Annotated in this window: 15 protein-coding genes; 10 read left to right on the forward strand and 5 right to left on the reverse strand. The window is 57.0% G+C overall.

The annotated features are described in order from the left end of the window. Nucleotides 1-27 precede the first annotated feature (27 nt). Nucleotides 28-330, reverse strand: coding sequence for a DUF1883 domain-containing protein (locus MKZ87_RS02460; RefSeq protein WP_007958929.1), 303 nt, complete (start codon nucleotides 328-330; stop codon nucleotides 28-30). A 211-nt stretch (nucleotides 331-541) separates the two neighbouring features. Between MKZ87_RS02460 and MKZ87_RS02465 the strand changes: the two genes are divergently transcribed. Continuing rightward, nucleotides 542-898: a hypothetical protein gene (locus MKZ87_RS02465; protein WP_085701991.1), complete on the forward strand. Its 357-nt coding sequence runs from the start codon at nucleotides 542-544 to the stop codon at nucleotides 896-898. A gap of 72 nt (nucleotides 899-970) precedes the next feature. Beyond that, nucleotides 971-1,201 (forward strand): hypothetical protein, encoded by a 231-nt coding sequence (locus MKZ87_RS02470; RefSeq protein WP_011334337.1) that lies wholly within the window; start codon nucleotides 971-973, stop codon nucleotides 1,199-1,201. 2 nt (nucleotides 1,202-1,203) lie between these two features. Here the strand turns inward: MKZ87_RS02470 and MKZ87_RS02475 are convergent, their stop codons facing one another. Both MKZ87_RS02475 and MKZ87_RS02480 read right to left on the reverse strand, forming a co-directional pair. Then, nucleotides 1,204-1,500, reverse strand: coding sequence for a hypothetical protein (locus tag MKZ87_RS02475; protein WP_085696015.1), 297 nt, complete (start codon nucleotides 1,498-1,500; stop codon nucleotides 1,204-1,206). A gap of 140 nt (nucleotides 1,501-1,640) precedes the next feature. Continuing rightward, complete coding sequence (locus MKZ87_RS02480; protein ID WP_266200203.1) at nucleotides 1,641-1,829, reverse strand: hypothetical protein; 189 nt, start codon at nucleotides 1,827-1,829, stop codon at nucleotides 1,641-1,643. A 246-nt stretch (nucleotides 1,830-2,075) separates the two neighbouring features. Here MKZ87_RS02480 and galU point away from each other — a divergent pair, with 246 nt between their 5' ends. The 4 genes from galU to gorA all read left to right on the forward strand — a co-directional run bounded on the left by galU (nucleotide 2,076) and on the right by gorA (nucleotide 6,183). Further along, nucleotides 2,076-2,915 (forward strand): UTP--glucose-1-phosphate uridylyltransferase GalU, encoded by an 840-nt coding sequence (gene galU, locus MKZ87_RS02485; protein WP_085701992.1) that lies wholly within the window; start codon nucleotides 2,076-2,078, stop codon nucleotides 2,913-2,915. Nucleotides 2,916-3,188: 273 nt separating this feature from the next. Continuing rightward, the gene (locus MKZ87_RS02490; protein WP_256574608.1) at nucleotides 3,189-4,337 is read left to right on the forward strand and encodes an MFS transporter; all 1,149 of its coding nucleotides are present in this window, start codon (nucleotides 3,189-3,191) and stop codon (nucleotides 4,335-4,337) included. 7 nt (nucleotides 4,338-4,344) lie between these two features. Then, entirely contained in the window at nucleotides 4,345-4,719 is a 375-nt protein-coding gene (locus tag MKZ87_RS02495; protein ID WP_256574609.1) for a hypothetical protein, read from the forward strand. A gap of 105 nt (nucleotides 4,720-4,824) precedes the next feature. Next, nucleotides 4,825-6,183: a glutathione-disulfide reductase gene (gorA, locus tag MKZ87_RS02500; RefSeq protein WP_085696017.1), complete on the forward strand. Its 1,359-nt coding sequence runs from the start codon at nucleotides 4,825-4,827 to the stop codon at nucleotides 6,181-6,183. Here gorA and MKZ87_RS02505 read toward each other — a convergent pair. Continuing rightward, entirely contained in the window at nucleotides 6,180-7,184 is a 1,005-nt protein-coding gene (locus tag MKZ87_RS02505) for a DNA-binding protein (RefSeq protein WP_085701993.1), read from the reverse strand. The two genes, gorA and MKZ87_RS02505, sit on opposite strands and share 4 nt — an antisense overlap. 177 nt (nucleotides 7,185-7,361) lie before the next feature. On the opposite strand from MKZ87_RS02505, the gene MKZ87_RS02510 reads away from it, so the two are divergent. The 3 genes from MKZ87_RS02510 to ahpF all read left to right on the forward strand — a co-directional run bounded on the left by MKZ87_RS02510 (nucleotide 7,362) and on the right by ahpF (nucleotide 10,693). Continuing rightward, complete coding sequence (locus MKZ87_RS02510) at nucleotides 7,362-8,300, forward strand: site-specific integrase (RefSeq protein ID WP_085701994.1); 939 nt, start codon at nucleotides 7,362-7,364, stop codon at nucleotides 8,298-8,300. 136 nt (nucleotides 8,301-8,436) lie between these two features. Then, on the forward strand, nucleotides 8,437-9,000 hold the full coding sequence (ahpC, locus tag MKZ87_RS02515; RefSeq protein ID WP_003224621.1) for an alkyl hydroperoxide reductase subunit C: 564 nt from the start codon (nucleotides 8,437-8,439) through the stop codon (nucleotides 8,998-9,000). Nucleotides 9,001-9,130: 130 nt separating this feature from the next. After that, on the forward strand, nucleotides 9,131-10,693 hold the full coding sequence (gene ahpF / locus MKZ87_RS02520) for an alkyl hydroperoxide reductase subunit F (protein WP_085696020.1): 1,563 nt from the start codon (nucleotides 9,131-9,133) through the stop codon (nucleotides 10,691-10,693). 80 nt (nucleotides 10,694-10,773) lie between these two features. Here ahpF and gloA read toward each other — a convergent pair whose 3' ends face one another. Further along, on the reverse strand, nucleotides 10,774-11,295 hold the full coding sequence (gene gloA / locus MKZ87_RS02525; RefSeq protein WP_085696021.1) for a lactoylglutathione lyase: 522 nt from the start codon (nucleotides 11,293-11,295) through the stop codon (nucleotides 10,774-10,776). A 142-nt stretch (nucleotides 11,296-11,437) separates the two neighbouring features. Here gloA and MKZ87_RS02530 point away from each other — a divergent pair, with 142 nt between their 5' ends. Beyond that, nucleotides 11,438-11,956, forward strand: a complete 519-nt coding sequence (locus MKZ87_RS02530) for a DUF4946 domain-containing protein (RefSeq protein WP_085696022.1) — start codon at nucleotides 11,438-11,440, stop codon at nucleotides 11,954-11,956. The last annotated feature ends 55 nt before the right edge of the window (nucleotides 11,957-12,011 follow it).

Here is a 12,011-nt window from a genome sequence, read left to right on the forward strand (position 1 = left end):
CTTACCTGTCTGCGTTGGCGGAGTCGCTCAGCTGAGTTTGGAGCTCGAGCGGCGAATGATCTTGATCGAGTGCGTCAGGGTCGGCTTGCGGGTCACGCTGATCGCACGGCGGTTGACGGTGTCGATGGTGATGTTCCAGAAGCCGGTGCTCGGCGCGGTAATACGGGCCGGGAACGTGTCGAAAGCACCACCGTGATAGGTGTGACGGCCGCCATTCTTGAAGCTGCGAAAGTTGGCGTCGTTCATCAAGCGGATATTGCAGGTTTGCGAGCATTGAATGACGACGATGTCGTCTTCGTTGAGGTGCTCGCGCTGGTGAATGAATTTCATGGGCGCCTCCAGAAGGGCTTTTTCTACAAAATCAAAACGATAGCATTGTCGATTGGCGCAGTTTATCAGCCCGGACAGGTTATTATCCGGCCGTCGGGCGCCGCTTTGACAATTAAAAACAGATATTCACGATTCGATGTGGATTAAATGCAATGGGCCTTGGAGAAAAACGGCATTCGTGCTGTCGGAGGGTCTTTATCGGAGGTTTTGTATGAAGTGGGGTGTGGTGATTCTGCCGTTGGCATTGGCAATGGGTGGTTGCGCAAGTGTTTCGGAAATCAATGAAACACTGCCGACCATGAACGTCATTTCCGGTAAGAAGCCCCATGAGTATGCTGAATGCCTGGCCGAGAAGCTGTCCGGCAGCCGGGGCGCCCTGCAGGTCGAGCGGCACAAGGACGAAGTCCGGGTCATCGTTCCGGGCAAGCTGGGATCAGGTCCCGCCGCAGTGTTTGATATCGAGGATCGCTCCGGTGGCAGCAGCATCAAGCTGCATGAACGGATGTCCAATGTGCCGCTGCGTCCATGGGATGTGCGCAAAGCCGCCACTGCCTGTATTTCCGGCTGATAGACTGTCAGCCGTCAGCATTGATGCCGTCACAGCGTTGCTGTGGCGGCATTGTCATTTCTGGAGAGGTGAATGAAGAGAGAGCAGGTGCGGGAGCGACACAAGGAAGGGCTCATTGCGGCTACCCATGTGATCCAGAACCCGGCAAATCCGGGAGAGTGGATCGTGTTCTTCAAGAAAAGCGCCGGTCGCAGTTATTTTCTGGTGGACGATAACGACGAAGTCGAATCCTTCAACCGACTCGATGACCTGATCGAGGTCGTGCGCGGACTGGGGATCAAATTCGCCGAAATTCACATGTAAGGCTACTTACATACCACTACTACGCTACGGGTTTTGTAGTTGCCGACATCGACGCCCAGCGTCTTGTCGTCTTCCTTGGGCGCCGGTGTGCCTTCAGTCCCGACAATGCGATAGCCGGTTCCGGCGCATGATGCATCAGCCTTTTCGTAACAGCTGGCCCAGGAATTGGCTTCGCCGGAGCAGTCGATGCTCAAACCCTGTTCGCCGTTGTTCAGGTAGGTGGTCTGCGATGTGGCGCAGCCGGCCAGGGCCGCGAGCGCAATCAGGGGTAGAAAACTGATGAAGGGGCGGTTGATCATGGCAATGTCGTCTTCGAGGAGGAGGGGGCTAGACGCTATGACAGCGCCGGCATGAAAAGGTTATAGCGATTGGCCAGTTCTTTGCGCACAGCCCAAAAAAAGCCCTGCGCGAAGGCAGGGCCGAGATTCGTGGTTGCCGATCAGTCTTGGTCCTTGCCGCGACGCTTCGGTGCAGGAGGCGTGTAATCAAGCACCGCGGCCACTTCTATCGCCATCGCTTCAGTGGGCAACGGACCGGACACATCTTCGCCGTTGGCGGCGGTGATATGCCACTGGTCATCTTTCGCCTTGGCGACGCTGTACCCATTGATGATTTTTGCTGCGGACATCTCACTGCCTCGTTGGCTGTTTCAAAGGCGTCATGATAACGGTAAATCGGCGACTGGCGCAGGTCGATGAGGTATTCCTGGATCTTTGGACTACGCTGATTTCGCAGCCTTTGTGTGCGGATTGAACTATCCGCGAGAATATTTCTCTATGTTGACATCGGTTAGCCAGTGCGGGGCATTGTAAGGTGCACGCCGCCTGATTAGACTGCGCCGAAACTCGTACACACAGCCCTTTCAAGGACTTATATGATCAAGAAATGCTTGTTCCCAGCAGCCGGTTACGGTACTCGCTTCCTCCCAGCGACGAAGGCCATGCCCAAAGAAATGCTGCCGGTGGTAAACAAGCCACTGATCCAGTACGGCGTCGAAGAAGCTCTGGATGCTGGCCTGAACGAAATCTCCATCGTGACCGGTCGTGGCAAGCGCGCCCTGGAAGACCACTTCGACATCAGCTATGAACTGGAAAACCAGATCAAAGGCACCGACAAGGAAAAATACCTGGTCGGTATCCGCAAGCTGCTGAACGAGTGCTCGTTCTCCTACACTCGTCAGACCGAAATGAAAGGCCTGGGCCACGCGATCCTGACCGGTCGTCCGCTGATCGGTGACGAACCGTTCGCTGTGGTGCTGGCAGACGACCTGTGTGTCAACCTCGAAGGCGACGGCGTACTGACCCAGATGGTCAAGCTGTACAAACAGTTCCGCTGCTCGATCATTGCCATCCAGGAAGTCGATCCGCAGGAAACCAGCAAGTACGGTGTGATCGCTGGCGAAATGATCCGCGACGACATCTACCGCGTACACAGCATGGTCGAGAAGCCAAAGCCGGAAGACGCACCGTCGAACCTGGCGATCATCGGCCGCTATATCCTGACCCCGGACATTTTCGACCTGATCGAACAGACCGAGCCAGGCAAGGGCGGGGAAATCCAGATCACCGACGCCCTGATGAAACAAGCCCAGAACGGCTGCGTGATGGCCTACAAGTTCAAGGGCAAGCGTTTCGACTGCGGTGGTGCTGAAGGCTACATCGAAGCAACCAACTTCTGCTTCGAGAATTTCTACAAGACTGGCAAGGCGTACTGATAGCGCCTGACTGTCTGAAGGTACGTCACACGGTCTGAATCGTGTGATGCTAAAAACAAACGCCCCGACATGTTCGGGGCGTTTGCGTTTGTGGGGAGAAATAGCGCATCTCGATTCAATTCAGGATGCAATGTGAAACAAATGTTCGATTGTCAGCCTGCATGTTCGCTGCTGAACTGACTCGTCTTCGCCAGGGAGGTGCGGAGGACCGCGTTTCATGATCGTCGAAGGACAGTTGTGAAATTTATTCTCCAGCAATAAGGAGTGTTGCTTGTGGCGTTAAAGAATATGGCTGCAACACGAAGATCAAGTGGCAGACGCTGGTCAGGGCTGGCGGTGCTCATGTTGCCAGTGCTGCTGGTGACCGTTGATAACACCGTATTGGGTTTCGCGTTACCCAAAATCGCCGAAGCCTTGCGTCCGACGGCCAGCCAGCAGCTGTGGATGATTGATGCCTATTCGTTGGTTCTCGCAGGACTGCTGGTTTCGATGGGTAGCCTGGGTGATCGGGTGGGGCACCGTAAGTTGCTGCTTATCGGCTCGTTCGGGTTTGTGGTGGTCTCGGTGCTGACCGCATATTCCGCAACATCGATGCAGCTGATTATCGGGCGGGCTTGTATGGGGATTTTCGGTGCGATGTTGATGCCCTCCACGCTGGCATTGATACGTTCGGTGTTTGAGGATCGAGAAGAGCGCAGAGTGGCAGTAGCGATCTGGGCAACGACGCTGACTGTCGGCTCGGCACTAGGGCCTTTGGTGGGAGGGGTGTTGCTGCAGTTCTTTGATTGGGGCGCGATTTTTCTGTTGGCGGTACCCGTCCTGATTCCATTGTTAGTACTGGGGCCGCTGTTGCTCCCTGAATCAGAGCGTGATGTGTCGGGTCCGCTGGACCCGATCAGCATCCTTCAGTCGATGGTCGCACTGGGTTGTATCGTTTACAGCATCAAGCATGGCGCCAGTGAGGGCATTGACGGTGTTGTGTTTGGCACCTTTCTGGTAGGTGCACTGGCAGGCTGGATATTCGTACGTCGCCAGTTGCGTCTTCCTGTACCCCTGATGGACATGACCCTGTTCAGCAATGGCGCCTTCAGCGGATCAGTCCTTATCAATTTGATGAGTCTTGCGTTTCTTGTCGGCTTCGTTTTCTTCACGACTCAGTTTTTGCAGATTGTTCTGCAAATGGCGCCCTTGAGTGCGAGCCTTGCATTGGTGCCGGGGCAAATCATGGCGATTATGGTTGGAGTGGCAGTCGTCCCAGTCGCGCAGCGCATGCCGGTGCATGTACTGATACCGATTCTGGTGGCTTTCACCGGTGCGGCCTTTTTGCTGGTGGCCAGCATGGGCAGCAGTCTTGCGGTATTGGTAGTGGCGTTCGCGTTGCTCAACATCGGAGTGGGGGGCGATCGCTACGGTTTCCAATGATGTGATTTTGTCGGCAGCGCCCCCGGCGAAGGCAGGGGCGGCATCCGCCATCAGTGAAACAGCCTATGAAGTTGGCGTGGTGCTGGGTACTACTCTGATTGGCGGCCTGGTGACGGCTCACTACCGAGCAGACCTGCAGCTTCCAGCGTTTTTGAGCGATGTTCAGACGATGCTGGCAAGTGAAACGCTGGCTGGCGCTCATCATGTGGCGGCGGGGTTGGCGGGGGATCAAGCGCAACAGTTGATGCAGCAGGCGGGAAGTGCATTTGCGGGCGGAATTGCATTGGCATCGTGGCTCGCTTTCGGCCTGGCGCTCGTAGCGATTCTGATCGCCTGGCATACGTTGCGGCTGCCAAAAATTCAACCGGCAGAAAGCCATTAATCAAATGCTAACGGTAGAACCTCCCGGTATTGCCCGTCCCCTTGCAGTAGAGACTTGCTCAATAAGCATCTGCGGGTATGCTGATCGCCTGCCGAGGAGATAGAAATGGCCTACGATTTTGACCTTTATGTGATTGGCGCCGGTTCCGGCGGTGTGCGCGCTGCGCGTTTTGCGGCAGGTTTCGGCGCAAAAGTAGCGGTGGCCGAGAGCCGTTATCTGGGCGGTACCTGCGTCAATGTTGGTTGCGTACCGAAAAAACTGTTGGTGTACGGCGCCCACTTTGCCGAAGACTTCGAACAGTCCTCTGGTTTCGGCTGGCAACTGGGCGAGGCGGATTTTGACTGGGCCACGCTGATTGCCAACAAGGATCGCGAAATCAATCGCCTGAACGGCATTTATCGCAATCTGCTGGTCAACAGCGGCGTGACCCTGCATGAGGCTCACGCGAAAATCGTTGGCCCGCACGAAGTCGAGGTCAACGGCGAGCGCTACACCGCGAAGAATATTCTGATCGCCACCGGTGGCTGGCCGCAGATCCCCGAGATTCCGGGGCATGAGCATGCGATCAGCTCGAACCAGGCGTTCTTCCTCAAAGAGCTGCCCAAGCGTGTACTGGTCGTCGGTGGCGGTTACATCGCCGTCGAATTCGCCGGAATCTTCCATGGTCTGGGCGCCAATACGACGTTGCTGTATCGCGGAGATCTGTTCCTGCGCGGTTTCGACGGTTCGGTTCGTAAGCACTTGAAGGAAGAACTCACCAAGCGTGGCCTGGATCTGCAATTCAATGCCGACATTGCCCGTATCGACAAGCAATCAGATGGCAGCCTGAAAGCAACCCTCAAGGATGGTCGCGTGCTGGAAGCCGATTGTGTGTTCTATGCCACCGGCCGACGTCCGATGCTGGACAACCTGGGGCTGGAAAATACCGATGTGCAGCTCGACGACAAAGGCTTCATTAAGGTCGATGAGCAGTTTCAAACCACCGAGCCTTCAATCCTGGCGCTGGGCGATGTCATCGGTCGTGTTCAGTTGACGCCGGTGGCGCTGGCTGAGGGCATGGCAGTGGCGCGGCGTCTGTTCAAGCCTGAGCAATACCGTCCGGTGGATTACAAGATGATCCCGACGGCAGTGTTCAGTCTGCCGAACATCGGCACCGTCGGTCTGACTGAAGAGGAGGCGCGGGAGGCGGGTCACGACGTGGTGATCTACGAAAGCCGCTTCCGGCCGATGAAGCTGACCCTGACGGACTGCCAGGAGCGCACGCTGATGAAGCTGGTGGTCGATGGCAAGTCTGACAAGGTGTTGGGCTGTCACATGGTCGGCCCGGATGCTGGCGAGATCGTGCAGGGGCTGGCAATCGCTTTGAAGGCTGGCGCAACCAAGCGTGACTTCGACGACACCATCGGAGTGCATCCGACGGCGGCCGAAGAGTTTGTCACAATGCGTACGCCGGTCGGCGCTTAAATCTTTTTCGGTTGGGCTGCGTCTGGCGCTGCCTCAGCGGTAGTAGCCAGGCGCAGGCTGTCTTGCGCCTTGGTTAATTCTTTTTCCAATGACTGATTGAGCTGCGACTGCTCGTCGACGTTCTGCTTGAGCGTCTGACTTTCCAGCAGGGCCACGCGCAGACGTTCCTGGAGGAGGGTGCGTTCACTGTCGACGCGGGACGCTTGCTCCAGCAATTGATCCTGACGCTGATTACTGTGCTTGAGCTGATCCTGCAACAGGCTCAGTTCGCGCACGGTGCCGCGATTTTCGGTCAGCAGGCGTTCGTTGTCGCGGTGCAGCTGGGTGATTTCGTCCTGACGTACGAGGGCGCTTTGCTGCGCCTGGCGCAACTCCATCTGCAACTGCTGCACCTGCGTCTCGTGACGGCTTTGCTCCTGCTCACGCTGCTCCTTGATGGCGTTGCGGTAGTGTTCAAGCGCATCGCGGGCGTGCAGGTGCTTCTCTTCCAGCGAGCGGATCTGCTCGTCCTTGTCCTGCAAGCGCAATTCAAAATCGGCCAGCGCCTGATTCAGTCCGGCGTTGCGGGTCTGCTCGGTCTGCAGCATCGAGCGGGTATCGCTCAGGGCTTCGGATTCCTTTGCCAGCGCGGCAGTCTGAATGTCGTGCTTCTTCTCCAGCTGCGCATGATCCTGACGAAGCTGATTCAGCTCGTTTTCCAGTGCCTGACGCTGATGCTCGTACTGCTCGCGTGCCTGATCAATCGGCTCCTGCGCCTGTTCTTTCAGGCGCTGGGCGAGGCGTGTGACGAGGGCGAGGAGTTCGTCATCGACAGGTTCTGCCGACGGATCGGCCGGTTCGCTGCCGTCATCCAGTTCCTTCAGGTAGCGATGAATTGTGGTTTTGGAACCCGTATTGCCCAGCTCGATGCGTACTGCGTCGATGCTGGGGTGTTCGCCACGGGCGAGAATCGCTGCGCGCGCGATCTGGACTACTGCTTTATTGACGCCGCCACGGGCCATATCTGCTCCTACCATTTCGTACTGTGGTACATGCCACTAAAGCACACAGTGTACCACGTTGAAATTAAAGTGAAATAAGCACCGATAAACGGACGGGATATACTGGTATTACCCCATGTGAAACCCATAAAATCGATTTCCGATCAAACCTTCAGTACGCAACGAGAAAATCAGCCCATGAGCGATATCGATCGCTACCTGCAAGCCGCCACCCGTGACAACACCCGCCGCAGTTATCGCGCGGCCATCGAGCATTTCGAGTCCGTGTGGGGCGGGTTTCTGCCAGCGACAGCGGACAGCATCGCCCGGTATCTGGTGGCACATGCTGGCGTGCTGTCGGTCAATACGCTCAAGTTGCGTCTGTCGGCGCTGGCGCAGTGGCACAACAGTCAGGGCTTCGCTGATCCGACCAAGTCCCCGGTGGTGCGCAAAGTATTCAAGGGCATTCGTGCCCTGCATCCCGCCCAGGAGAAGCAGGCCGAGCCGTTGCAATTGCGAGATCTGGAACAGACTGTCGCCTGGCTTGAGCAGGAAATGAGGGAGGCGCGGGAAAAACAGGATCGACCAGTGCTGTTACGGGCCTGCCGCGATCGGGCATTGATCCTGCTGGGCTTCTGGCGCGGCTTTCGCAGCGATGAGCTGTGTCGGATGCAGATCGAGCATGTGCAGGCGCACGCTGGCAGCGGCATCACTTTGTACCTGCCGCGCAGCAAGGGTGATCGGGAAAACATCGGGCAAACCTATCAGGCCCCGGCGCTGTTGAAGTTGTGCCCTGTGCAGGCATATATCGAATGGATAAGCGAGGCTGCGCTCGTACGCGGCCCGGTGTTTCGCGCCGTGGACCGGTGGGGCAATCTGAGTGAGGAGGGCTTGCACGCCAACAGTGTGATTCCGTTGCTGCGTCAGGCTCTGGAGCGCGCCGGAATTTCCGCTGAGCGCTACACGAGTCACTCTCTGCGACGAGGTTTTGCAACGTGGGCCCATCAAAGCGGCTGGGATCTCAAGTCACTGATGAGTTACGTCGGCTGGAAGGATATGAAGTCCGCCATGCGCTATGTTGAAGCGAGCCCTTTTCACGGGATGGCCCGGATTACGGATAAGCCGCTGTCGCCGTAGATATCGTTTTCTTCTATTAATATCCTCAGCTAATAGCGAAAACAAATCAGCAGCATCAGGTTTGCCAATGAGCCATCCGTCGAGTGACTGGGTAGGATTCACCCATCGAATTCACAACCCTGACGGAGAGTCATCAATGCCTATCATCAACAGCCAAGTAAAACCGTTCAAAGCTACCGCGTTCAAAAACGGCGACTTCGTACAAGTCTCGGACGCTGACCTGAAAGGCAAATGGTCCGTAGTGTTCTTCTACCCGGCCGACTTCACTTTCGTTTGCCCAACCGAACTCGAAGACCTGGCTGACAACTACGCCGCCTTCCAGAAACTGGGCGTAGAGATCTACAGCGTTTCGACCGACACCCACTTTGCCCACGCTGCCTGGCACAACACTTCGCCAGCTATCGGCAAAATCGAATACACCATGATCGGCGACCCGACCCATGTCATTTCCCGCAACTTCGACGTGCTGATCGAAGAAGCTGGTCTGGCGGATCGTGGCACCTTCGTGATCAACCCTGAAGGCCAAATCAAAATCGTTGAACTGAACGATGGCGGCGTTGGCCGCGACGCTTCCGAGCTGCTGCGCAAAATCAAGGCTGCTCAGTACGTTGCTGCTCACCCAGGCGAAGTTTGCCCGGCCAAGTGGAAAGAAGGCGAGGCCACTCTGGCTCCGTCCCTGGACCTGGTCGGCAAGATCTAAGTCTGTGACACACGCAATACAGGGCGGAACTCCGCACCTACTCAAGTAAGCTGCACCGCCCAATAGAAAAGCCCGGGCGAGATTCGCTCGGGCTTTTTTTCGCCTCAAATAAAGTCAGGAGATCGCCCGTATGTTGGACGCCAATCTTAAAGCCCAGTTGAAATCGTACCTGGAACGGGTCACCCAGCCGATCGAGATCGTTGCCTCACTCGACGACGGTGCGAAATCCCGTGAAATGCTTGACCTGCTGAAAGACGTTGCCAGTCTTTCGCATCAGATTACCTTGATCGACAGCGGTGACGATGCACGCAAACCGTCCTTCTCGATCAATCGCCCCGGTGCCGACATCAGCCTGCGTTTCGCCGGCATACCGATGGGCCATGAATTCACTTCGCTGGTGCTGGCCCTGCTGCAAGTCGGCGGACACCCTTCGAAGGCCAGTGTCGAAGTGATCGAACAGATCCGCTCGCTCAAGGGTGAGTTCAACTTCGAGACTTACTTCTCGCTGTCCTGCCAGAACTGCCCGGATGTCGTTCAGGCGCTGAACCTGATGGCCGTGCTGAACCCGAACATCCGCCACGTCGCCATCGACGGCGCGCTGTTCCAGGACGAAGTCAACGATCGCAAGATCATGGCTGTACCAAGCATTTACCTGAACGGCGAAAACTTCGGCCAGGGCCGTATGGGCCTGGAAGAAATCCTCGCCAAACTCGACACCGGCGCCATCGAGCGTCAGGCCGAGAAAATCAGCGCCAAGCAAGCCTTTGATGTGCTGGTGGTCGGCGGTGGGCCGGCCGGCGCTTCGGCGGCGATTTATGCCGCACGTAAAGGTATTCGCACCGGTGTTGCAGCCGAGCGCTTCGGCGGTCAGGTACTGGACACCATGGCCATCGAAAACTTCATTTCCGTTCAGGAAACCGAAGGCCCGAAACTGGCGACCGCGCTGGAAGAACACGTCAAGCAGTACGACGTCGACATCATGAACCTGCAACGCGCCGACAAGTTGATCCCGGGCAAGAATGGCGAGCTGCATGAAGTCCGCTTCGCCAGTGGCGCGACCCTTAAGGCCAAGAGCGTGATTCTGGCGACCGGCGCGCGGTGGCGCGAAATGAACGTGCCGGGCGAGCAGGAATACCGCAACAAGGGTGTAGCGTATTGCCCGCATTGCGACGGCCCGCTGTTCAAAGGCAAGCGTGTGGCGGTGATTGGCGGCGGTAACTCCGGTGTTGAGGCAGCGATCGATCTGGCCGGTATCGTGTCACACGTAACTTTGCTGGAGTTCGACGTTCAGTTGCGCGCCGACGCCGTATTGCAACGCAAGCTGCACAGCCTGCCTAACGTCACCGTGATCACCAGTGCGCTGACCACCGAGGTCACCGGCGATGGCCAGAAGGTCAACGGCCTGCGCTACAAGGATCGCAATACCGAAGAGCTGCACACCGTCGAACTGGAAGGGATTTTCGTGCAGATTGGTCTGCTGCCCAACACTGATTGGCTCAAGGGCACCATCGAGTTGTCGCCGCGCGGCGAGATCATCGTCGACAACCGCGGTGAAACCTCGATCCCCGGCATCTTTGCCGCCGGTGACGTAACCACCGTGCCGTACAAGCAGATCGTGATTGCGGTGGGCGAGGGCGCCAAGGCTTCGCTTAGCGCTTTCGATCACCTGATCCGCACTTCGGCTCCGGCATAAATCCCGGGCCTGAAAAAGAAAAACCCCATCAGTGATGATGGGGTTTTTCTTTGCGGGGTGCTCTCTACCCAGAATCAGCTTTACAGCGGCGCTGGCTGGATGATTTCGACCCAATAACCATCCGGATCCTTGATGAACGCCAGGCTCTTCATGCGGCCATCGGTCAGGCGCTTCTGGAAATCGCAGCCCAGCTCTTCAAAGCGTACGCAAGCGGCAACGATATCCGGTACCGAAATGCAGATGTGGCCGAAACCGCGCGGGTCGGTGTTGCCATTGTGGTAGGCGAAGTCGGCGTCGTTCTCGGTGCCGTGGTTGTGGGTCAGCTCAAGAATGCCGGGAATCGACTTCATCCACTCAGTGCGCGCAGCGGCGTCGGCCGGGATCTGCGATTTGTCGACCAGCGCGAGGAAGTACAGGCTGAATTCCGCTTCCGGGAAGTCACGCTTTTCTACCAGCGAGAAACCCAGTACGCGGGTGTAGAAATCCAGCGATTTGGTGATGTCTTTGACGCGCAGCATGGTGTGGTTGAACACGAAGTTGCGGGTTGCGCTGTCTGGGGTGGCGGTGACGCCAGGGAAGGTGTTCAGTTCTTGCAGGCTCATGGGCCCTCCGTAACAAATTGGGGCGAGTGAATGGGCGCAATGATACGCATGCCTGGCAGCATCGCCAAACCGAAAGCGTGGGCTTGCCCTGCGAGCGGGCGTGGCTCAGACTTTACGGCTCAATCCGCGAGTGCCTCTGGTAATGATCCGACCGTTCAAATCGCTGTTCGTTTTCCTGGGTTTTTCCCTGCTGGCGCTACCGGCCTTTGCCGAGGCGCCGAGCATCACCTGGCCCGCCGGCTGGGAAGTCGAGGCGTTGCCTGAAACATCCCCGGACGTCTCCCGTCAGCGCGGGGTGAAGACTGACGCCGATGGCAATCAGGTGATGGTGATGGAGTTGACGATGACCCGTGTGGAAAGTGGTCATCAGGTCAACTTGCAGGGCGTGTTGCTGGAGATGCGCAAGTCGGTGCAGAAAGACTTTTTCCAGAGCGGTTATCAGAGTGTCTGCAACAAGGTTCACGCGACTACGCTGGGCTCGCTTGCGGCACTTGAGACCACTTGTACCGTGACTGAAAACGGCCGTCACGTGCTGTCGCAAACATTGGTTGCAGCGGTGGAGGCGAATAAAGCTTACGTACTTTCGTATGCCGGGCAGGCAGAGGTTTATAAGGCCAGCGGCGATGACATAGTGGCGGCACGAAACAGCTTGAAATTCTAATCGCCTGTTCGTGGTCAGCGTGATGTTAGATACCCGAACTGATTAAACATAAAGT

The sequence above is a fragment of the Pseudomonas sp. MCal1 genome (genome assembly GCF_026341415.1).
GTDB lineage: Bacteria > Pseudomonadota > Gammaproteobacteria > Pseudomonadales > Pseudomonadaceae > Aquipseudomonas.